This window comes from Sulfitobacter sediminis (assembly GCF_040811725.1).
In the GTDB taxonomy this organism is placed as follows: domain Bacteria; phylum Pseudomonadota; class Alphaproteobacteria; order Rhodobacterales; family Rhodobacteraceae; genus Sulfitobacter; species Sulfitobacter sediminis.
The window spans coordinates 204639-225597 of sequence record NZ_JBFNXX010000005.1 but is presented as its reverse complement, the minus strand read 5'-3'; the positions used below and the strand labels follow the sequence as shown (position 1 = coordinate 225597).

At 65.5% G+C, this 20959-nt stretch carries 23 protein-coding genes; 12 read left to right on the top strand and 11 right to left on the bottom strand.

Going from position 1 to position 20959, the window contains the following annotated elements:
• The first annotated feature begins 123 nt into the window (after positions 1–123).
• The 3 genes from pgsA to AB2B41_RS09005 are packed head-to-tail and all read left to right on the top strand — an operon-like array spanning position 124 to position 1476.
• On the top strand, positions 124–789 hold the full coding sequence (gene pgsA / locus AB2B41_RS09015) for a CDP-diacylglycerol--glycerol-3-phosphate 3-phosphatidyltransferase (RefSeq protein WP_367877446.1): 666 nt from the start codon (positions 124–126) through the stop codon (positions 787–789).
• A complete protein-coding gene (gene moaD / locus AB2B41_RS09010; protein WP_367877525.1) occupies positions 786–1034 on the top strand; it encodes a molybdopterin converting factor subunit 1 in 249 nt (82 codons plus the stop codon). Before pgsA ends, moaD begins: the two co-directional genes overlap by 4 nt.
• 1 nt (position 1035) lies before the next feature.
• Positions 1036–1476 (top strand): molybdenum cofactor biosynthesis protein MoaE, encoded by a 441-nt coding sequence (locus tag AB2B41_RS09005; protein ID WP_367877445.1) that lies wholly within the window; start codon positions 1036–1038, stop codon positions 1474–1476.
• Positions 1477–1479: 3 nt separating this feature from the next.
• Here the strand turns inward: AB2B41_RS09005 and AB2B41_RS09000 are convergent, their stop codons facing one another.
• Genes AB2B41_RS09000 through ubiA form a run of 3 tightly spaced genes read right to left on the bottom strand, consistent with a single transcriptional unit; the run spans position 1480 to position 4759 of the window.
• A complete protein-coding gene (locus AB2B41_RS09000) occupies positions 1480–1842 on the bottom strand; it encodes a hypothetical protein (RefSeq protein ID WP_367877444.1) in 363 nt (120 codons plus the stop codon).
• Positions 1829–3736: an OmpA family protein gene (locus AB2B41_RS08995; RefSeq protein ID WP_367877443.1), complete on the bottom strand. Its 1908-nt coding sequence runs from the start codon at positions 3734–3736 to the stop codon at positions 1829–1831. Before AB2B41_RS08995 ends, AB2B41_RS09000 begins: the two co-directional genes overlap by 14 nt.
• 60 nt (positions 3737–3796) lie before the next feature.
• Positions 3797–4759 carry a 4-hydroxybenzoate octaprenyltransferase gene (gene ubiA, locus AB2B41_RS08990; protein WP_367877442.1) on the bottom strand — a complete coding sequence of 321 codons (963 nt, stop codon included), beginning with the start codon at positions 4757–4759 and terminating at the stop codon, positions 3797–3799.
• A 12-nt stretch (positions 4760–4771) separates the two neighbouring features.
• On the opposite strand from ubiA, the gene AB2B41_RS08985 reads away from it, so the two are divergent.
• From AB2B41_RS08985 to AB2B41_RS08975, 3 genes are all read left to right on the top strand, one after another.
• Positions 4772–5500: a 16S rRNA (uracil(1498)-N(3))-methyltransferase gene (locus tag AB2B41_RS08985; protein ID WP_367877441.1), complete on the top strand. Its 729-nt coding sequence runs from the start codon at positions 4772–4774 to the stop codon at positions 5498–5500.
• Positions 5497–6027 carry a hypothetical protein gene (locus AB2B41_RS08980; protein ID WP_367877440.1) on the top strand — a complete coding sequence of 177 codons (531 nt, stop codon included), beginning with the start codon at positions 5497–5499 and terminating at the stop codon, positions 6025–6027. The genes AB2B41_RS08985 and AB2B41_RS08980 overlap by 4 nt, the downstream gene beginning before the upstream one ends.
• 61 nt (positions 6028–6088) lie before the next feature.
• Entirely contained in the window at positions 6089–7459 is a 1371-nt protein-coding gene (locus tag AB2B41_RS08975) for a glutamate--cysteine ligase (RefSeq protein ID WP_367877439.1), read from the top strand.
• A gap of 15 nt (positions 7460–7474) precedes the next feature.
• On the opposite strand, the gene AB2B41_RS08970 is transcribed toward AB2B41_RS08975, so the two are convergent.
• From AB2B41_RS08970 to AB2B41_RS08940, 7 genes are all read right to left on the bottom strand, one after another.
• Positions 7475–8098, bottom strand: coding sequence for a LysE family translocator (locus AB2B41_RS08970; RefSeq protein WP_367877438.1), 624 nt, complete (start codon positions 8096–8098; stop codon positions 7475–7477).
• Complete coding sequence (locus AB2B41_RS08965; RefSeq protein WP_367877437.1) at positions 8095–8373, bottom strand: hypothetical protein; 279 nt, start codon at positions 8371–8373, stop codon at positions 8095–8097. The genes AB2B41_RS08970 and AB2B41_RS08965 overlap by 4 nt, the downstream gene beginning before the upstream one ends.
• Positions 8370–8978: a glycerol-3-phosphate 1-O-acyltransferase PlsY gene (plsY, locus tag AB2B41_RS08960; protein ID WP_367877436.1), complete on the bottom strand. Its 609-nt coding sequence runs from the start codon at positions 8976–8978 to the stop codon at positions 8370–8372. Before plsY ends, AB2B41_RS08965 begins: the two co-directional genes overlap by 4 nt.
• Positions 8978–10258: a dihydroorotase gene (pyrC, locus tag AB2B41_RS08955; protein ID WP_367877435.1), complete on the bottom strand. Its 1281-nt coding sequence runs from the start codon at positions 10256–10258 to the stop codon at positions 8978–8980. The genes plsY and pyrC overlap by 1 nt, the downstream gene beginning before the upstream one ends.
• Before the next feature lie 70 nt (positions 10259–10328).
• Positions 10329–10781, bottom strand: a complete 453-nt coding sequence (locus AB2B41_RS08950; protein WP_367877434.1) for a hypothetical protein — start codon at positions 10779–10781, stop codon at positions 10329–10331.
• A gap of 117 nt (positions 10782–10898) precedes the next feature.
• A complete protein-coding gene (locus AB2B41_RS08945; RefSeq protein ID WP_367877433.1) occupies positions 10899–11432 on the bottom strand; it encodes a hypothetical protein in 534 nt (177 codons plus the stop codon).
• 8 nt (positions 11433–11440) lie between these two features.
• Positions 11441–12388, bottom strand: a complete 948-nt coding sequence (locus AB2B41_RS08940) for an aspartate carbamoyltransferase catalytic subunit (protein WP_367877432.1) — start codon at positions 12386–12388, stop codon at positions 11441–11443.
• A 133-nt stretch (positions 12389–12521) separates the two neighbouring features.
• Between AB2B41_RS08940 and AB2B41_RS08935 the strand changes: the two genes are divergently transcribed.
• The 5 genes from AB2B41_RS08935 (at position 12522) to AB2B41_RS08915 (ending at position 19426) form a co-directional block, all read left to right on the top strand.
• The gene (locus AB2B41_RS08935) at positions 12522–13295 is read left to right on the top strand and encodes a uracil-DNA glycosylase (protein ID WP_367877431.1); all 774 of its coding nucleotides are present in this window, start codon (positions 12522–12524) and stop codon (positions 13293–13295) included.
• Positions 13292–13912 (top strand): LysE family translocator, encoded by a 621-nt coding sequence (locus AB2B41_RS08930; RefSeq protein ID WP_367877430.1) that lies wholly within the window; start codon positions 13292–13294, stop codon positions 13910–13912. Before AB2B41_RS08935 ends, AB2B41_RS08930 begins: the two co-directional genes overlap by 4 nt.
• Complete coding sequence (gene moaB / locus AB2B41_RS08925; RefSeq protein ID WP_367877429.1) at positions 13909–14451, top strand: molybdenum cofactor biosynthesis protein B; 543 nt, start codon at positions 13909–13911, stop codon at positions 14449–14451. The genes AB2B41_RS08930 and moaB overlap by 4 nt, the downstream gene beginning before the upstream one ends.
• Positions 14452–14569: 118 nt before the next feature.
• A complete protein-coding gene (locus AB2B41_RS08920) occupies positions 14570–16024 on the top strand; it encodes an efflux RND transporter periplasmic adaptor subunit (RefSeq protein WP_367877428.1) in 1455 nt (484 codons plus the stop codon).
• 3 nt (positions 16025–16027) lie between these two features.
• Positions 16028–19426 carry an efflux RND transporter permease subunit gene (locus tag AB2B41_RS08915; RefSeq protein WP_367877427.1) on the top strand — a complete coding sequence of 1133 codons (3399 nt, stop codon included), beginning with the start codon at positions 16028–16030 and terminating at the stop codon, positions 19424–19426.
• A 6-nt stretch (positions 19427–19432) separates the two neighbouring features.
• Here AB2B41_RS08915 and AB2B41_RS08910 read toward each other — a convergent pair whose 3' ends face one another.
• Entirely contained in the window at positions 19433–20242 is an 810-nt protein-coding gene (locus AB2B41_RS08910) for a protein-disulfide reductase DsbD domain-containing protein (RefSeq protein ID WP_367877426.1), read from the bottom strand.
• Between the two features lie 147 nt (positions 20243–20389).
• Between AB2B41_RS08910 and AB2B41_RS08905 the strand changes: the two genes are divergently transcribed.
• Positions 20390–20959 carry a YqgE/AlgH family protein gene (locus AB2B41_RS08905; RefSeq protein WP_367877425.1) on the top strand — a complete coding sequence of 190 codons (570 nt, stop codon included), beginning with the start codon at positions 20390–20392 and terminating at the stop codon, positions 20957–20959.

Here is a 20959-nt window from a genome sequence, read left to right as displayed (position 1 = left end):
GCGCAAGCGCGCACGACATTTTTGGTTGGGGGCTCTGCCCCCAAACCCCCGGAGTTGTAGTGGAAAGATGAAGCTGGGAGGTTGGCGCTTTTCCCTTGGGACGGTGCGGAGTAGGGTGCGGCCATGAAGTGGAATCTGCCGAATATCCTGACGCTTTTGCGGTTGCTCGCGGCACCGATGGTGGCGGTGATGTTTCTCTATTTCACGCGGCCCTATGCGGATTGGTTTGCACTGCTGCTGTTTTTGTCCGCCGCGATCACCGATTGGTTTGATGGCTACCTCGCGCGCGCCTGGAAACAGGAGACCAAGCTGGGGGCGATGCTCGACCCGATTGCCGACAAGGCGATGGTGGTGATCGCGCTGATGGTGATCATCGGGTTTTCCAGCTGGTCGCCCTGGCTGGTGTTGCCTGCGACCGTGATCCTGTTCCGGGAAGTCTTCGTTTCGGGGCTGCGCGAGTTTCTCGGCGATGTGGCGGGCACGCTGAAGGTGACGAAGCTGGCCAAGTGGAAGACCACGTTCCAGATGACGGCCATCGCGGTACTCTTCAGCCAGGGGGTGTTCGAGCACTACCTGGGCATGTCGGTCTTTGGCATGGATGAGCGGATGATCTCTGCCATTCTGAACGGGGACGAGGAGGATACGCTGGGGCTGTGGTGGAAGCTGGCGGGGATGGAATGGGCGGGGCTGATCGGATTGTGGCTGTTGTGGCTGGCGGCGTCGCTGACGGCGATCACCGGTTTTGATTACCTCGCCAAGGCCATGCCGCATCTGAGGGAGGGGCACTGATGGATGTTCTCTATTTCGCCTGGGTGCGCGAGCGGATCGGTCTGCCGCGCGAGCGGGTGGAGACCGAGGCGCAGACCGTGCGCGCGCTTGTCGAGGAACTGCGCGCGCGCGAGGACCGCTATGATCTGGCCTTCTCGGACCTGTCGGCGCTACGGGTGGCGGTCGATCAGAAGCTCACGGACTTCGACGCCTCCATCGCGGGTGCGCGCGAGGTCGCGTTCTTCCCGCCGATGACCGGGGGCTGACGTGGAGGTTTCTGTTCAGGAAGCCAGCTTTGATGTGGGTCAGGAACTGACCGCCTTCACTGCGGGGGCCGAGGGCAGCGGGGCCGTGGTCAGCTTCACGGGGATCACGCGCGATATCGCGGGCGGTCTGCGGCACATGGAGATCGAGCATTATCCCGGCATGACCGAACGGGCGCTGGGCGATATCCGGCTGGAGGCGATCACGCGGTTCGGCCTGACCGGGGCGCGGATCATCCACCGTTACGGGCGCGTGGCGCCCAATGAGGTGATCATGATGGTGCTGACCGCCGCGCCGCATCGGGCGGATGCCTTCAAGGGGGCGGAATTCCTGATGGATTACCTCAAGTCCCGCGCGCCCTTCTGGAAACGGGAAGTGACGGCTGATGGCGCGGAATGGGTCGCGGCGAAGGACGAGGACGAGGACGCGCTGAAGCGCTGGTAGCGTTCAGCGCTTGCTGGCAAAGATCGCGCCGGCACCCTCGGGGGATGTCGACTGGCTCTCGATATAGGCGCGCATTTCCTCGGCCTCGTGCCGCGCGTCGCGCAGGCCTTCCATGGCCGCGGAAAGTTCCGCTTCGGTCTGGGCAAGCTGGTTGGTCAGTTCCGCCTCGCGCTGCTGCAGGTAGGTGATCGCTTGGTCGCGCGTCTCTTCGGCCTCGTGCAACTCCTGGCTCATCCGGTCAAGCTGGGCCACATCGTCCGGGGCTACCCGCGTGAAGCGGTGCAGCAGCCAGTTCGCGAACCAGCCAAGGCAGAAGGCCACGAAGAGGATGATCGCGGTGGCGAGGACGAATTCAGTTCTGCTCATCGGTGGTGCCTTCTTCGGACGGGTTTTCCACTGTATCGCCGGATTGCGCATTACTTTCCAGCGTTGTTTGCTCCGGTGTCGCGACGGTATCGGGGCGGATCAGCTTGAATTCGATCCGGCGGTTGGCCTCGCGGCCTTCCTCGGTTCCGTTGTCGGCGATGGGGTTTTCCTCGCCGTAGCCTTTCGCCGTGAAGGAGCCGGTCAGCACGCGACGCGCGCGCAACTCGTTCAGCACCGATTCCGCACGGCTCTGGCTGAGGGCGAGGTTCATGCTCTCGCGGCCCTGGCTGTCGGTGTAGCCCTGGATTTCGAGCGGCAGGTCGCCGCATTGCTTCAGGATTTCCGCGATGTCGTCCATGATGCTGAGCGCCGAGGCGTCGATTGTGGCCGAACCTGGCTCGAAGTTGATCTTGCCGCCCTTCAGCACGTCGCTGATCTGGGCCTCGCATTCGTCCGGCGTGGGCAGGCCGAGGACCGGGTCCAGCTTTTCAAGGTAGGTCACGTCGATATCGTATTCCGCCCCTTCGCCCAGCTTGGCCGAGAGCAGCGAGGCGATCTCGTTGCTGGCCTCGGGGTTACCAGTATTGCCGGTCACGGACAGGCTGTCAGGCGTGACGAGCACCCGTCCGTTGCTGAGCACTGACAGCGCCTCGAGCCCGGTCAGTACGCGCTGGGCCCAGTTTGACGGCAGGTCTTCGGCGATCCGTGCGGCGGTGTAGACGCGGTCCGTGCCGAAACGGGCCTTCGCGTAGCTGTCAGCGAGTTGGCGCAATGCGGCATCGCTGACACGGCCGCGCAGCTGCACCTGTCCTTCGGGGCTGAGGGTGGCGACGAATTCCGGGGGACCCTGGTTGGGGTCGGGCAGTTTGGGCAGTTTGGCGCGCAGGGCAAAGACTTCCGGCAGGCTGGTCTCGAGCTCTCCGACCACGCGGTCAAAGGTGTCCTGGTCGCTGCCGGGTTCGGCCACGAGGGTGATATCGGCATCCGCGAAGGTGACCGAACCGCCACCCAGCCGGTGCACGGCGTCGATGCTTTGCGCCACCGCTTCCGACCACGAAGGGCTCGGTGCGCCAAGACCCAGTGTGCAGCGTGGTGTACCTGTCACGCCCGCGCGGGTCGCGGCGGCAAGGATGCGGATCCGGGCCTCCTCGGTGTCGGCCGAGCAACTGTCGAAGCGCGGGCCGCCCGCGTCGATCTCGAAGCGGAGCGTGAAGGGGGTGATCACCGGGCGCGGGGCCGCGATATCGAGCGTCAGTGCAACGCCCGGCGGTGTGCCGCGCCGCAGGGCAGCTTCCATCCGGGCTTTTTCCTCGGTGCTGTCCGCGATGGCGGTGACGGTGACGCGTCCGGCCTCGACCGAGGCTTTGGCGCGGGGAAGAAGTCCGATGGCGGAGATCGCCACGGCCAGCGCATCCTCCCAGCCGTCGGGTGCGGGGTAGTTCGCCTGTTCCAGAAGGTCGGCGACGTCGGGCGTCCGGGCGGTTTTCTTGAAGCCGTCGATCACACCCTCGCGGTCGGTGCTGCGGGGGATGAGGCCAATGACCGAGATGCCGCTGTCGTTGCGCAGGATTTCGACGGAGAACTTCGGCGGCGCGATGGCTGCCTGGGCCTCGACCTCCATCTCGTCAATGACGCGGGCGGCGTCGACGATGGAGCCTGCGGTGCTGAGTGCCTGAAAGCGTAGCGCCTCAGTCGGCGCGATCCCGGCCAGCGTCACCTGAAGCCCGTCGGCCTGAACCTCGGCCCAGGTCAGGCCAGCGTCATCCAGCGCATCGCGCACCCCGATCTCGGAGGTTTCCTCGATCAGCTTGACGCTGAAATTGGCGGCCACGAGGGACACGACCGCCGCCGCGAAGAAGGTCATCGCAATGATCAGGATGGAGGACAGGCGCATGTGTCGGTCAGGTCTCGGCTGTTTTGCGCTGGTTGTACGCGCGGGGGCGGCGGGGCGCAATCATACCAGCAGGGCCGCTCCGAAAAACAGAAGCGGGATTATGCCGGTATCGCGGTTGGCGCGAAACAATTGCAGCATCTTGGCCGGATCATTGATGTCGAGGCCACGCAGCTGCCAGGCCATGTGCCAGCCCATGGCCCATGGACCCGCCAGCGCCACCACGAGGGCCAGTGCCGAGGCATTGGGCATGCCCGCAAAGATCACCGCCAGCCCCATCAGGCCCACGGTGGCCATCAGGAAGCGGCGCAGCCATTGCGGGGAGCTTTCGCCAAAAAGCCGCGCGGTGGACTTCACGCCGATGAGCGCGTCGTCCTCGGTGTCCTGATGGGCGTAGATCGTGTCGTAGAAGAGCGTCCAGGCGATGCCAGCGGCATAAAGCAGGACGGCGGGCGCGCCAAGGCTGCCGGTGTGGGCTGTCCAGAGAAGCAGTGCACCCCAGTTGAAGGCGAGGCCAAGGAAGACCTGCGGCCACCAGGTGAAGCGCTTGGCGAAGGGGTAGATCGTGACGAACAGGAGCGAGAGGAAACCCAGCGAGATCGCGGCGATGTTGAAGGTGAAGAGGATGCAGGCAGCAAGCAGCGCCTGGATCACCATCCACGCAACGGCGCCGTTGACGCTGACCTGACCGGAAGGAATGGGCCGCGACCGGGTGCGCGCGACCTGCGCGTCGAAGTCGCGGTCTGTAATGTCGTTCCACGTACAGCCTGCGCCGCGCATCAGGAAGGCGCCGATGCCGGAGCCGACGAAAAGCCACAGGTCCTCCCAACGGGGGCTTTGGTCGTAGAGAATCGCCAGCGCCAGCCCCCACCAGCAGGGCAGCAGCAAGAGCCAGGTGCCGATGGGCCGATCCGCGCGGCTGAGCCTCAGATAGGGGCGCGCGAAGGCGGGGGCATAGACGTCGACCCAGTTGTCGGCGGGCGCATCGGCGACCGGAGCGTCTGGTGATGGGGAACTGTCTTGCATATATCGGGGCTCATGAGTGCGAAGATCAGATTGTATGTAGAGCAGCCCTTGGGCGAGGGACAACCGGTTCCTTTGGACAAGGCGCAGGTGCATTACCTTTTCGGGGTCATGCGGCAGAGCGCAGGTGGCGCGTTACTGGTCTTCAACGGGCGCGATGGGGAGTGGCTGGCGACGATCGAGGAGGCGGGCAAGCGCGGGGGGCTCCTGCGTTGTGTCGAACGGACGCGCGCCCTGCAGATGCCGCCGGACCTGTGGCTGATGTTCGCGCCGATCAAGAAGGCCCGCACCGATTTCATTGTCGAGAAGGCCGCCGAGATGGGTGCACGGCGGATCGTGCCGGTGATGACCGAGTTCACCAATTCGGGTAGGGTGCAGCGGGAGCGGTTACAGGCACATGCGGTCGAGGCGGCCGAGCAATGCGGCGGGACGTTTGTACCCGAGGTGGCGGAAGCGGTGCGGCTGGACCGGCTGCTTGACCGGTGGGACGGCGCGCGGCGGATCATGTTCTGCGACGAGGCGCGGGTGGGGGAGACACATGGGTTGCCGCATATTTCGGGGGATGCTGGTCCCTGGGCAATCCTGATCGGGCCGGAGGGCGGGTTTTCGGAAAGCGAGCGGGCGCGGCTGGAGCGGATGGATTGTGCGCATGTGGTGTCGCTTGGGCCACGCATCCTGCGCGCGGATACGGCGGCGGTGGCGGCGATGACGCTCTGGCAGCAGGCACTGGGGGACTGGGCGTGAGCGGGTTTCTCCGCCCCGAGGCGAAAGCGGCGATCTGGCGCTGGCGCGAGGCGCTTGCCGGGGGCGCTGTCGCGCTTTTCGGGTTTTGGTTGGTCACCTCTCCCGGGTTTCTCCTGGCGGTGCCGGGGTATGCCGCGATCGTCGTGGGATCGGCGCTGGTCTGGCTGGGGATTCAGCGGGGACGCTTTCGTGCCCCGGGCGACGGTGCGGGTGCCGTGCAGGTGGACGAGGGGCAGGTGACATACTTCGGCCCGCTGACGGGCGGCACCGTGGCGCTGCGTGACCTCGACAGCCTGACGCTGGAGGGTAACATGTACCCCGCCCACTGGCGGCTGAGCCAGCGCGGGCAGCCGCCCCTGCTGATCCCCGTGAACGCGGCGGGGGCGGAGGCGCTTTTCGATGCCTTCGCGGCTTTGCCGGGTCTCAAGACCGAGCGGATGCTGGCGACACTCAGCGCCAACCCGCGTCAGGCGGTGCTCATCTGGCAGCGCGGGCCCTTGCGCCCGGAGGGGACTTTGCTGCATTGACACCCCGGCGGATTCCGCTCATCCCTGAACCTTCAACCAAAGCGATCCCGGAGCGTTCCTCATGTCCATTCCCCAGTCCGGCGGCGGCCCCATCGAGCGGTATGAACAGCTTGCCGAATACCTCGAAGCCGGGTGCAAGCCGCGCGAGGATTGGCGCATCGGGACCGAGCACGAGAAGTTCGGCTATTGCAAGGACACGCTGAAGCCCTTGCCCTACGAGGGCGAGCGGTCGATCCGGGCGATGCTGGAAGGGCTGCGCGACCGCCACGGCTGGGCGCCGGTCGAGGAAAAGGGCAAGCTGATCGGGCTGGTCAAGGACGGTGCCAATGTCTCGCTGGAGCCGGGCGGGCAGCTGGAGCTGTCGGGTGCGCCGCTGGAGAACATTCACGAGACATGTGACGAGGTGAACCAGCACCTGCGCGAGGTCAAGGACGTGGCGGATGACATCGGGGCGGGCTGGATCGGCCTCGGGGCCGCACCGGTCTGGACCCATGAGCAGATGGATCTCATGCCCAAGGGCCGCTACCGGCTCATGAACGACTACATGACCCGTGTGGGTTCCATGGGGCGGGTGATGATGCGGCGGACCTGCACGGTGCAGGTGAACCTCGACTTCGGGTCGGAGGCGGACATGGTGCAGAAGATGCGTGTCGCACTGGCGTTGCAGCCTGTGGCGACGGCGCTTTTCGCCAATTCGCCGTTCTTTGAGGGCAAGCCGAACAGCTACAAGTCGCTCCGGTCGATGGTCTGGCGCAATCTGGATGCGGCGCGGACAGGGACCTTGCCATTTGTCTTTGACGAGGGCTTCGGGTTCGAGCGCTGGGTGGAATACGCGCTCGATGTGCCCATGTATTTCGTCTACCGGGACGGTGAGTATATCGACGCGCTGGGAATGTCGTTCCGCGACTTCCTGAAGGGCAAGCTGCCCGCGCTGCCGGGCGAGACGCCCACGCTGAGCGACTGGGCGGATCACCTGACCACTGCCTTCCCCGAGGCGCGGATGAAGAAGTTCATCGAGATGCGTGGGGCGGATGGCGGTCCGTGGCGCAGGCTTTGTGCGCTGCCTGCGTTCTGGGTCGGACTGATGTACGATCAAGGCGCGCTGGACGGGGCATGGGACCTTGTGAAGAACTGGACGCCCTCGCAGCATGACGCGCTGCGGGTGGCAGCCTCCATTGACGGGCTGCAGGCGAAAGTCACGGGCATCGACATGCATGAGATTGCACGCGAGGCGGTCGCCCTGTCAGAGGCGGGGCTCAGGGCCCGTGCGCGCACGGGTGCGGGCGGCATGGTCCCGGACGAGACGCATTTCCTGAGCGCGCTCAAGGAAAGCATCGAGACAGGGCGTGTGCCCGCCGACGATCTCCTTGCCGACTACCATGGCAACTGGAATGGCGATCTGTCGCGCATCTACGCGGACTACAGCTACTGATCTGCGGTGAACAGCTCAGCCTATGCGGGCCGTCAGCACCTTGAAGGCAATTGCACCGAAGGCCAGCGCGAAGAAAGCTTCGAACCAGCGCTTTGCGCCGAGATAGGCGCGGGCCATGGGCGGTGACGAGAAGATCACCGCGTAAAGATGGAACATCACCGTGCTTTGCAGTCCAACCGCGAGAATCACGAGAACCAGCGCGCTGACCGGTGCGTCGGGCGGCACGCCGATTGCATAAAGCGCGCCGAAGAACAGGATCGCCTTGGGATTCGTCAGGTGCAGCGCCAGCCCCTTGCCATAGGCGCGCCGGGGCGACGTTGCCGGGAGCGCCCTGGCCTGAACCCTGTTGCCCACCCAGGCAGAGCGCGCCGCCTTGATCGCCAGCCAGATGAGATATCCCGCGCCCATCAGGCGGACGATCTCGAACACCCAGGCATGAGCGGCCATGACCGCGCCAAGGCCGAATGCGGCAGAGATCGACCAGATGAAGGACCCCGTCGTCACACCCGAGGCCAGCGCCAGCCCCGCGCGTCTGCCGGAAGCCATGGAGGTGCCCGCGATGGCCAGCGTGGCGGGACCGGGGCTGCCGACGGCCAGAAGGGCGGCGAACAGGATCACGGGCAGGTTGATGTCGGTCATGCGGCGGCGCTTTCATCCGGGGCGAAGGAGCGCAGGAAGGCGATCACCTTTTCGGCGGGCATCTCGCAGGGATAGAGCCTGGGACCGCTTTCAAGGTCATAGAGGTTGAGGCTGATGTAGTCGGCACCGCCCAATTCCCTGGCGACCACTTTTATCGACCGGCCCGCGCTGAAGGCGTCGCGCGTCAGCAGGTAGCGTTTGCCGTGAGCGCTGCCGGTCAGCGCGCCCAAAGGCAGCTTCTTGATACGTGCGACGATGTCCCCGGGCGGTGTCACCCCTTCTGGCCGATCCGGGGTTCGGTGCCTTCACGGATGCGAATGATATTCGAACGGTGCCGCACATAGAGAAGGATCGTCAGCGCGATCCCGAGCAGCAGGGCATAGCCGTAGCCCAGTCCGACCAGCAGGAAGGTGGAGGAGGAGGCGGCGGCAAGACCGCCCATGGACGATGTCCGCGTGACAGCCGCAGCAAAGAGCCAGACGAGGCAGCAGCCGATGCCCACGGGCCAGGCCAGTGCCAGCATGATGCCAAGAAAGGTCGCCACGCCCTTGCCGCCACTGAATCTCAGCCAGACGGGATAGCAATGGCCGAGCATCGCAAAGAGCGCCGCAACCTGCACCGCATCCTCACCCGAGATGAACCGCGCCAGCAGCAGCGCCACGGCACCCTTCGCAGCATCTAGGATCAGCGTCAGCGCGGCAGCTTTCTTGCTGCCGGTGCGCAGCACGTTCGTCGCGCCGATGTTGCCCGACCCGATGTTGCGCAGATCGCCCAGCCCCATCATCCGCGTCAGCACGATGCCGTAGGGGATCGAGCCCAAGAGGTAGCCGACAACGGCCCAGACGATCAGAACGGTGATGGAACTATCAAGGGGCGGCATCAGGGCATCTCATACACGCTTATTCCGGCGACAAATGTTTGCAGCACCTTACCCTGCATGCGCATCCCGTCAAACGGCGTGTTGAGCGACTTCGACCGCAGGTTGAACCGGTCGAGGACAAAAGGCGCATCAGCATCGAAAAGCACAAGGTCGGCGGGGGCCCCCGCGCTGAGCCTGCCGCCCGGCAGGCCGAGGCGTTTTGCGGGGTTCAGCGACATCGCGCGCCAGAGCGTGGGCAGGTCCATCAGCTCGGCGTGGACAAGCCTCAGGGCGGCGGGAAGCAGCGTCTGCAAGCCGACAGCACCGGAGGCGGCTTCCTCGAAGGGCAGACGCTTTGATTCCTCGTCCTGCGGCGTGTGCATGGAGCAGACCACGTCGATCAGGCCGCTCGCCACCGCCTCGGCAACGGCAAGGCGGTCGTCCTCGTCACGGAGGGGGGGCTTGAGTTTAAAAAAGGTCCTGTAGTCGGCCACGTCGAGCGCGTTCAGAGTGAGGTGATGGATGCCGACACCTGCGGTAATGTCGAGACCGTTCTTCTTGGCCCGCGCCAGTGCGGGCAGGGCGCGCGCAGTGGTGATCTGGTCGGCGTGGTATCTCGCCCCTGTCATTTCGATCAGCGCGATGTCGCGGTCGAGGCCCATGCGCTCGGCCATCGGCGAGACGGCGGGCAGGCCACGGAGCGAGGCGAACTTGCCCGACGTGGCGGCGGCACCGGCGCTGAGGATCGGTTCCTGCGGGTGGGCGATGACCAGCGCGCCGAGGCTACGGGCGTAGGTCAGCGCGCGGGAGAAAACCTTGGTGTCGCTGACCACGCGGTCGCAATCGGTGAAAGCGGCAGCGCCTGCGTCCATCAGAAAGCCGATCTCGGTCATCTCGCGCCCGGCACGCCCCTTGGTCAGTGCCGCCATGGGGACGACATTGACGGGCGAGACCTCCTTGGCGCGGCGGGTGACGAATTCGAGCGTTTCGGGGTTGTCGATCGCCGGATCCGTGTCGGGTCGGACGATCATCGTGGTCACGCCACCCGCTGCTGCCGCCAGCCCGGCGGAGCGATAGCTTTCCTTATGCCGCTCGCCCGGTTCGCAGACCTTGACGCCCAGATCGACGATACCGGGGGCTAGGTATTTCCCCTTGCAATCAATTACCTCCGCGCCCGCTGGCAGGGGATCGGGCGCGGCACCGATCTGCGTGATCCTGCCATCCGAAACGGAAAGCGATCCCTCGGTGATCGTGCCCGCCTCCGGGTCGATGAGCTTGGCGTTGGTGAAGTGCAACGTCATGGGGTCTTGAAAGCCTCTCTCGCGGTCATGTCCTCTTGCCCGAAAAGTTGTTGCGAACCAAGGGGAGTCATCACTGGGGATCCCTTTTCGGCGGCGGGGCGGCGGCGGCACGCAGTTGGGCAGCGGTCTCGGCGGGGAAGGGCAGATAGCGCATCACGATGCGCTGGCCCGAGTGCAGGCGTACGGTGACCCGCCCGCCGAACTGGTGGCGCGCATCGGCGATCTCGGAAAGCGGCACCTGCAAACGGCCGTCGATATCGTCGTGCAGGAAATGGCCGTCGCTGATCTGCCACAGATCGGCCCGCGCGTTGCGCCAGCGCAGCAAATCCTCGATCGCAAAACCGGCGGTCAGGATCGCGGCCCCCAGCAGGCCCCAGCCCGCGGGCAGTGTTGCGAAGATGGCGAAGAGCAGCACCACAGCCAGAAGTGCGGCAAAGGTCATTGCAGAGCGGATCAGCACACGGCGCAGGAACACCCGTCGCACCGGGGCCCAGCTGAGCTCGTCGGGCTCTATGCGATCCACAGCATGATGCCCACGATGCCGAAAGCCACCAGGAGGGCGATCATGGCAAGGCGGCCTGATATTTTCGGATCTGGCTTTGGCTCCTGCATCCGGGGGTATCCTTTCAACTCAGGTCTTTCAGCGAAGCGCCCACCACAGCACACCAAGAACGATGAGGCCAAGGATGACCACCACGATTGATCCGCTGTTTCGCCGTCTGGCGGCGGGCAGGGGCGCGTTGTCGGGCGTACCGCTGTAGGGCAAGGCGGCCTCGGCCTCGAGCTTTTCGGTCGGGGTTTCGGGCCGGGTTTGCGCGTATGTCCCGATCAGCGTGAGGCTGGGGTCGGGGCTCAGGGTTACGGGTGCGCCGCCGAAGGCCGAGGAATGGACCAGCATCACCCATCCGTCGAGGGCGGCCAGTTTCGCACGATCCCGGCGCAGATCTTCCTCGCGCGCGTCGATCCCTTCGCGCAGATAGCCCATCAATCCGACCTCGTCGAGATCGGAGACCGCAAAGACCTCGACCCCGTCCGTATTGAGCACATCGGTGCCCAGGCTGGCCTTTTGTTGTTCTGCATCATCGCGCAGCGCCCGCGCGTCGGGGCCAGACATCGACAGCGAAAAGATGCGCGTCGTACCCTGTTCGCCCCGGGGAATGTCGATCTTGCTCATGTTGCCACCTATACCGCCTCAAGCGCGCGCTGGCGCAGGTTTCGGGCCAGCAGGTCCATCGCCGCCATTCGGACGGCCACGCCCATCTCCACCTGGTCCTGAATGACGCTGCGGTTGATGTCGTCGGCAAGCGTCCCGTCGATCTCGACCCCTCGGTTCATCGGGCCGGGGTGCATCACGATGGCGTCATCCTTGGCATGTGCGAGTTTCTCGGCGTCCAGCCCGAAACGGTGGAAATACTCCCGCTCGGAGGGGATGAAGCCCCCGTCCATCCGCTCTTTCTGAAGCCGCAGCATCATCACCACATCGACGTCCTTCAGGCCCTTTTCCATGTTGTCAAAGACCTCGACGCCGAAATCGGCGATGCCCGCAGGCATCAGCGTGGGCGGACCGATCAGGCGGATGCGGTTCTCCATCTTGCCCAGCAGGATGATGTTCGACCGGGCCACGCGGGAATGCGCGATGTCGCCGCAGATCGCGATTGAAAGCCGGTGCAGCCGCCCCTTGGCGCGCCGGATCGTCAGCGCATCGAGCAGGGCCTGCGTCGGGTGCTCATGCCGCCCGTCGCCCGCGTTCAGGACGGCGCAGTTCACCTTCTGCGCCAGCAGGTCCACGGCACCCGACTGCGGATGGCGCACGACCAAGAGGTCGGGGTGCATGGCATTGAGCGTCAGCGCCGTGTCGATCAGCGTCTCACCCTTTTTGATCGAGGACGCCTGCATTGCCATGTTCATCACGTCGGCCCCGAGCCGCTTGCCCGCGATCTCGAAACTGGCCTGTGTGCGGGTGGAGTTTTCGAAGAACATGTTGATCTGGGTGAGCCCGGCCAGCGCATCGGCATGCTTGTCCGGGCGGCGGTTGAGGTCGGCATATGTGTCCGCCAGATCGAGAATCGTGACGATATCGCTTTGCGACAGATGTTCGATGCCAAGCAGGTGGCGGTGCGCGAAGGACATGGGCGGGCGACCTCTTTCTCTTTCATGGTCTTATAGAGGGCGGCTTGCCCGCGCGGCAAGGCGATGCGGCGGAATAGGTCCGGAAGCAACAGGGGGGATTTAGGTCAGCCAGCCGGAGGAGTACGCTGCGTTTATGGAATCATCGCAGTTTCATCACGACCTCGCGCTGCTCGACTGGCAGATCGAACTTGGCGCGACCGAGGCGATCGGGGATGCGCCGGTCAATCGCTACGAGGTACCAGCGGCGGCGGAAAAACCGGCGGCTCCGCGTGAAGCACCGGTCGCGCAGGCGGCGACGACTGCGGTCGATCCCGTGGCGGTGGCCGAGCAGGCGGCGCGCGGCGCGCAGACGCTGGACGAATTGCGCGCGGCGATGGCGGCTTATGAACTCTGCGATCTGAAGAAGGGCGCGCGCAACCTCGTCTTTTCGGACGGGGTGCCGGGTGCGCGCGTGATGCTGGTGGGCGAGGCCCCTGGGCGCGACGAGGACCGCGAGGGGCGTCCTTTTGTCGGGCGGGCCGGGCAGCTTTTGGACCGGATGCTGGCGGCGATCGACATGGGTCGGGCGCATGCGGAACGGCCTGTCTACATCACCAACGTCCTGCCCTGGCGTCCGCCTCAGAACCGTGATCCGAAGCCCGAGGAGATCGCGATGATAAAGCCCTTCCTGCTGCGCCATATCGAACTGGCCAAGCCGGAGCTGCTGGTGATCGTCGGCAACTGGTCCTGCCAGGCGCTTCTGGGCAAGCGCGGCATCACCCGCCTGCGCGGCACCTGGACCGAGGCGGCGGGGCGTCCGGCGCTGCCGATCTTTCACCCCGCCTACCTTCTGCGCTCGCCCGAGTTCAAGCGCGAGGCCTGGGCGGACCTTCTGAGTCTGAAGGCGAGATTGAAAGCCGAATCATGATCGACCCGCTGCTCTATCTCGCGTTTTTGCCCGCGGCGCTGGCGCTGGTGCTGACACCGGGGCCCGATATGCTTTTCGCCATGGCGCAGGGGTTGCGCGGCGGGCGCATGCCCGCCATCGCGGCGGCCGCAGGGATTTCGGTGGGCGCCTTCACCAACGCGGCGCTGGCAGGTCTGGGCATGGGCGCGCTCGTCGCGGCGGCCCCCTGGCTTTTCGGGGTAATCCGTTGGGTCGGGGTCGCCTACTTGGTCTGGCTGGCGATAAAGACCCTGCGCAATCCGCTGATCGGGGAACATGGCCGCTCTGTGCGCCCCTCGCGCGCGTTTCGGGACGGCCTGGTTGTGAATCTCTCCAACCCTTCGGTGATCCTGTTTATCCTCGCCTTCATCCCGCAGTTCGTGGACCCCGCGCAGCCGATTCTGCCGCAGTTCCTGATCTACGGCGGGACCATCGCCGCGCTGGGCTTTGTCGTGAAATCCCTCGTTGGTATCAGCGCGGGCGGATTGGGCCGCAGGCTGGCGCGCAATCCACGCATCGAGCGGGCACTGCGCTGGACGACCGCGAGCATCTTTGGCGCACTGGCCGCGCGCGTCGCATTGACAGGAGGACGGGCATGAGCCGCATCGACGAAAGCAAGGAATTCATTCCGGTCCGCATCGCCGTGCTGACCGTGTCGGACACCCGCGACCTGTCGCAGGACAAGTCCGGCGATGTCCTGCAGGGCCGGATCGAGGCAGCGGGCCATACGCTGGTCGAACGGCACATCCTCCCTGACGAGCGGGACCAGATCGCCGAACAGTTGCGCCTGTGGTGCGCGGACGATGGCATCGACGTGGTGATCACCACCGGCGGCACGGGACTGACGGGCCGCGATGTGACCGTCGAGGCGCACCGAGATGTCTATGAAAAGGAGATCGAGGCTTTCGGCACGATTTTCACCATCGTGTCGATGCAGAAGATCGGCACCTCCGCGGTACAAAGTCGCGCCACGGGGGGCGTCGCGAACGGCACCTACCTTTTCGCTCTGCCCGGATCGCCCGGCGCCTGCAAGGACGCCTGGGACGAAATCCTGCAAAAACAGCTCGATTACCGCCACCGGCCCTGCAATTTCGTGGAAATCATGCCGCGCCTTGATGAGCATCAGCGCCGCAAGTAGGAAAATTCTGCCACTGCGACGGAAATTTCTGACATAATCGTATAGGACTTGTGGCTTGGTATTTCGGCAGGGGCGTTTAAGTTATGCCTCTGAGAAATCTTGCAAAGATCGGACGGAAATGCGGTTTCTTCGCCAAAGCATGATCGGCCTTTTCCTGGCTTCGGTGACGCTGGGGCTCCTGGTCTATGCCGCGACGCTTGTCGGAGACGCGGTACGCGAGCGGCTGGCGGACAAGCCAAACGGCCCGCCCGCGCGGGAGCGTGTCTTCGCTGTCAACGTGATCACGGCGACACCGACGGATGTCATTCCGGTGCTCGAGACCTTTGGGGAGCTACACAGCCGCCGCCAGCTTGAATTGCGCGCGGCCGACGGAGGCCGGGTGATCGAATTGGCCGAGGGGTTCGAGGACGGCGGGCTGGTCACGGCGGGGCAAGTGCTTGTCCGGCTCGATCCGGCGGATGCACAGGCTGCCGTGGACCGCGCGGCCAGCGATGTGGCCGACGTCGAGGCAGAGGGTCGCGATGCGGCCCGGAGCCTTGATCTGGCGCGCGCTGAACTGGCGGCCTCGGAAGAACAGGCGGCGTTGCGCGAACGCGCTTTCGAGCGGCAGCGCGATCTGGCCGAACGGGGTGTCGGAACGGCGAGCCTGACGGAAACCGCCGAGCTTGCGGCTTCTGCCGCGCGGCAGGCCGTGGTGTCGCGCCGTCAGGCCGTCGCGCAGGCCGAGGCCCGCGTCGATCAGGCTGCCACGCGTCTTGCCCGCGCCGAGATCGCGCTTGCCGAGGCCGAACGACGGTTGGAGGACACGGTGCTGCGCGCGCCCTTCGACGGGGTGCTGTCGGCGACTGACGTGCTTGTCGGGCGGCTGGTCTCGCCCAACGAGCGGCTGGCCGAGTTGATCGATCCGGATGACCTTGAAGTGTCCTTCCGCCTGTCGACCGCGCAATATGCGCGGCTCCTCGACGATAACGGCGACCTGATCAGGGCCGATCTGACCGCGACGCTGGACGTGGCGGGTGTGGATCTGAGCGCCGAGGGTCGCATCAGCCGCGCCAGTGCAGCCGCGGGTGAGGGCGCAACGGGACGGTTGATCTTTGCGCTGCTGGAAGATGCGGCGGGGTTCAAGCAGGGGGATTTCGTTACCGTCCGGGTGAAAGAACCGCTCTTGCGGGATGTGGTGCGCCTGCCTGCCTCGGCGCTTGGTGCCGATGGAGCATTGCTGGTGCTGGACGCCGAGAACCGGCTTGAGGCAATTCCGGTGCAGTTGCTGCGTCGGCAAGGGGATGACGTGCTGGTGCGCGGTCCGATCACGGGCCGGCAGGTGGTCGAGGCGCGCTCGCCGTTGCTGGGCGCGGGCATTGCCGTCAAGCCGCTCCAGCGCGATGCGGCGCCCGCCGCGACCGAACCCGAGATGCTGGAACTGACAGACGAACGCCGGGCGCGGCTGATGGCCTTTGTCGAGGCGAACGACCGGATGCCGGCCGAGGCCAAGGCACGGGTGCTGGCGCGGCTTGCCGAACCGATGGTGCCCGCGAACATGGTCGCCCGCATCGAGAGCCGGATGGGGGGCTAAGCCATGGCCCGCCCCATGCCCAGGGCCGCCGGAGGGCTTCTTTCCTATTTCGTGCGTCACAGGACGGCGGCGAACCTGCTCTTGCTGGTGCTGCTGGTTGCCGGTTTCGCTTCTGCACCGAACATGCGGGCGCAATTCTTTCCTGATGTGATCATAGACAACGTGACCGTCACGACCTTCTGGGAAGGGGCTGGGGCCGAGGACGTGGATACGGCCATCGTCCAGGTCTTGGAGCCTGCGCTGCTCTCGATCGAAGGTGTCGAAGGGTCGGTAAGTACCTCACGCGAGGGCCGCGCCATCGTAACGCTGGATTTCGAGCCGGGCTGGGACATGGCGCGCGCGGCGACTGACGTGCAGACGGCGGTCGATGCCATCACCACCCTGCCCGAGGAGGCCGAGGAACCCACGGTCAGACGTGGCGCGTGGCGCGACAGGGTCACCGACGTGGTGATCACCGGCCCGCTTTCGCCCGAGCAACTGGGCCGCTTTGCCGATGAATTCGTCACGCGATTGTTCGCCGCGGGGGTGACGCGCACCACGATCGAGGGGATCGCCGCCCCGCAGACGCTGGTCGAGGTGCCCTCGGCCCAACTCATCGCCTACGACGTGACGATGGAGGATATCGCCGCAGCCATCGCCGAAGAGGTCGATGCCGACCCGGCCGGCGATGTGACAGGGGCCAACGCGCGGGTGCGCACGGGCACGGCGAAGCGCTCTGCAAGCGAGATCGCGGGCATCGTCCTGCGCTCGAACCCCGACGGCTCGAAGCTGACGATTGGCGATATTGCCACCGTCCGGCAGGAGGGTGCCGACCGCGAGCGCGGCTTTTTCGTAGGCGCAGACCCCGCGATTTCGGTCCGTGTGGATCGGTCTGATCGGGGGGACGCCATCGGTATCCAGGAAACGGTTGAGCGCGTTGCCGCCGAGCTTCAGGCAAGCCTGCCCGCCTCGGTCACGGTTGAACTGATCCGGACGCGGGCCGAGGCGATAACCGGGCGTCTCGATATCCTGATCGACAACGGCCTGATGGGCCTGGGGCTGGTGATCTGCCTGCTTTTCCTGTTCCTCAACGCGCGCACCGCCTTCTGGGTCGCGGCGGGTATCCCCGTGGCCATGGGCGCGGCCATCGCGCTGATGTATCTTGGCGGGCTGACGATCAACATGGTCTCGCTCTTTGGTCTGATCATCACGCTCGGCATCGTGGTGGATGACGCCATTGTCGTGGGCGAACACACCGATCATCGCTTCCGCATGGGCGAGACCGCGATGCAGGCGGCCGAGAACGCGGCAAGGCGGATGGCGATGCCGGTCTTTGCCGCGACCATGACTACGATTATTGCCTTTTTCGGCCTGCTGGCCGTCGGTGGACGCTTTGGCGACCTGATCCGCGACATTCCCTTCACTGTGATTGCAGTGCTGGCCGCCTCGCTGGTCGAGTGTTTCCTGATCCTGCCCAACCATATGGCTCACGCGATGAAGGCCGCGGACAAGCAGCATTGGTACGACCTGCCGAGCCGCGTCGTGAACGCCGGATTCGTCTGGCTGCGCGAGCGGGCTTTCCGGCCCCTCATGGCGGGGGTGATCAAGGCGCGATACGTGGTGCTGGCCGGAACGGTCGCGATCCTTGCCACGCAGGTCGCGCTCTTTGTGCGCGGCGACGTGCAGTGGCGGTTTTTCAACGCGCCCGAGCGCGGGTCGGTTACGGGCAATTTCATCATGGCCGAAGGCGCCACGCGTGAAGACACACTCGAGATGATGCGCGAGATGCAGCGCGCGACAGAGGCGCTGGGGGCGGAATACGCAGAGCGCTATGGCACGAACCCTATCGACTACGTGATTGCGCAGATCGGCGGCAACGCGGGCTGGGGGCTGGCCGGGGCGGACAACAAGGATGCCGATCTGCTGGGCGGGATATCGATCGAGCTGATCGACGCGGACCTGCGGCCCTATTCCAGCTTTACCTTTGTCGGGGAATTGCAGGACCGCGTGGTGCAGCATCCGCTGGCGGAGACCGTCAGCTTCCGCGGCTGGCGTTCAGGTCCCGGCGGCGATGCGCTCGACGTGCAGTTCTTCGGCGCGGATACCGAAATACTCAAGGCGGCGTCGGAGGACTTGCAGAATGCCTTGCGCCAGTACCCCGAGGTCAGCGCGGTGCAGGATAACCTTGCCTACGACAAGGAAGAGCTGATCCTCGATCTGACGCCGCAGGGGCAGGCGCTTGGCTTTACCATCGATACGCTGGGCCGCGCCCTGCGGCATCGCCTGGGCGGGATCGAGGCTGCGACCTACCCCGAGGGACCGCGCTCGGCCGCGATCCGGGTGGAGCTGCCCGAGGGCGAGCTGACGGCGGATTTCCTTGACAGGACGCAGATGCGCTCGCCCAGTGGGCTCTACGTGCCGCTGGCCGACATCGTGAGCGTCGAACGGCGCACCGGGTTCAGCACCGTGCGGCGGGAGAACGGCATTCGCCTGATCTCGGTCACCAGCGACATCTCTGAGGACGATCCGGCCCGCGCGACCGAGATACAGGATGCGCTGCAGAACGATATCCTTCCGCGCATCGCCTCCGAGCAGCAGGTGGAATTCCGCCTCGCTGGGCTGAGCGAGCAGGAGGACGAGTTCCTCAACGATGCGATGACGGGGCTGATCCTGTGCCTGACGGGGATCTACTTCACGCTGGCCTGGGTCTTTGGCAGCTGGACGCGGCCCGCGGTGGTCATGGCGATCATCCCCTTCGGGCTGGTCGGCACGATATACGGTCATGCGCTATGGGACGTGCCGCTGAGCATGTTCACCGTGGTGGGGTTATTGGGGATGACGGGCATCATCATCAACGATTCCATCGTGTTGGTGACGACCATCGATGAATACGCCGAAACGCGGGGCCTGATCCCGTCGATCATCGACGGGGCGGCGGACCGGCTGCGGCCCGTGATGCTGACCACGATGACGACCGTACTGGGCATGGCCCCGCTGCTTTACGAACAAAGCCAGCAGGCGCAATTCCTGAAACCCACGGTGATCACGCTGGTCTACGGTCTTGGTTTCGGCATGGTGCTGGTCTTGCTGGTCGTACCGGCACTGATTGCCATGCAGCACGACATCGCGCGCCAGGTGGCTGCAATGCGCCGGGGGCTGCGTGCGCCCGTCAGTACGGTGCGGTTGGGCCTCTTCCTGCTCTGGGCCGCCATCTTGGCGTGGGGAGGCGTCACCCTCGGGTGGGCGGCATGGCACGATGCGCTGCACCCTGCGCTCCTGGCCGCTCTGCCCGCTGCCGGGTCCGTGCCCGCGCTGACGGCAGGGCTGCTGCTGTTCGTCGCAGGGGCCGGGACGGTTGCACTTGTCGGTTATATCTTCGCCGCCTTGGGCTTTGCTTTCGCGCGCCGCCGCCGGGCGGGCTAAGGCGCGTCAGTCGCTGGCGCAGCCGCGGATGTCGACGGCATGTTTGCTGCCCAGCACGGTGATGCGGATATCCGAACGGTCAAGCACCACGGGGGCGTCTCCGCTGCCCATCATCTCGCCCGTCGCCACCAGCGTGCTGCCGTTGCGCACGGTTTCTGTCTCGCTCATCCAGAGGCCGGGCTGACCGGGCTCAATGATCACCACCTCGTCACCGCCCGCAGACGGCAGGGCAAGCGTTGCCGTGATTTCCAGCCCATCCACCGTGGGCGTGAGCGCGCAGCGCGCCGAGGTGACGCCCGCCTCTCGTTCGCTGAAGGGCTGCGCAGCGAGTGCAGCGGCGATCTGGGCCGTGGGCTTTGTGTTGGTGTCCGACAGGACCGCGTCCAGCGTCATCTGGTGTGGCACGCAGATGTCGCTGCATACGCCGATATCGAGATGCGCCCTGAGCGAGATCGGCTGACCGGGCACACGGGGGGCAAGGGCGATCGGCAGGATCAGATCGCCGGAATAGCCGATGGTCCGCATTCCTGCGGCCAGAAAGACCTCGGGCGCGGGCCAGGTGATCCCGACGCCGCCAAGGTTTTGGGACCCCGACCAGTCGAACTCGGGCGGGATGCCCGCGTCGCCCGGCGTGCGCCAGTAGGTCTTCCAACCCGGCGACAGCTGCAGCCGAAGGGCGGCGATCCGTGTGCCATCCGGCTGCGTCCAGCCGGTCAGGATCTCACCTCTGACGGGGGTCTCGAAGGCATCACCGGCAGCCAGCGGCAGCGCGCCGATCCACCCAAGGGCCAAAGCAGAGAGCATACTTCTGATCATGGTACCTAGATGGTCGATTTCACCCGCACTTCCAAATCACGTTTGCTTCAAACTTTGTTTCGAAGGGCGGGGCAAGGGCAAGAACCTTGCATGGGGCGGCGCGGGCGGGCATCCTTGACCCAGCTGACCTCACTGACAGGCGGTCCCATGAGCACCGATACGCTTTCGCTGACCGGCAAGCTGCTCATTGCGATGCCCGGCATGGGCGATCCGCGGTTTGCGCATTCGGTCGTCTTTCTCACCTCGCATTCCGAGGAAGGGACGATGGGGCTCGTCGTCAACAAGCCGGCGGTAGGCGTCAGCCTCTCTGATGTTCTCGATCAGCTTTCGGAAGAGTCCGGTCCGGCCAAGCGGCAGCTTGGTGTTCATTTCGGGGGGCCTGTGGAGACCGGGCGGGGTTTCGTGCTGCATTCCGACGAATACCGCTCTGCGATGCAGACCCTGCCAATCGAGGGTGGCTTTGCCCTTACGGCGACACTCGATGTGCTTGAAGACATTGCCGAGGATCGGGGGCCGGAGCGGGCGCTTTTGATGCTGGGCTATGCGGGCTGGGGACCGGGACAGCTCGAGGGCGAGATCGCCCAGAATGGCTGGCTGACGGCGGATGCGGCGCAGGAGCTGGTCTTTGATCTGCCCGATGCCGAGAAATGGGAAGCCGCGCTCCGCTCGCTCGGGATCGACCCGCTGGTGCTCTCGGCAGCGGCGGGCCGAGCCTGA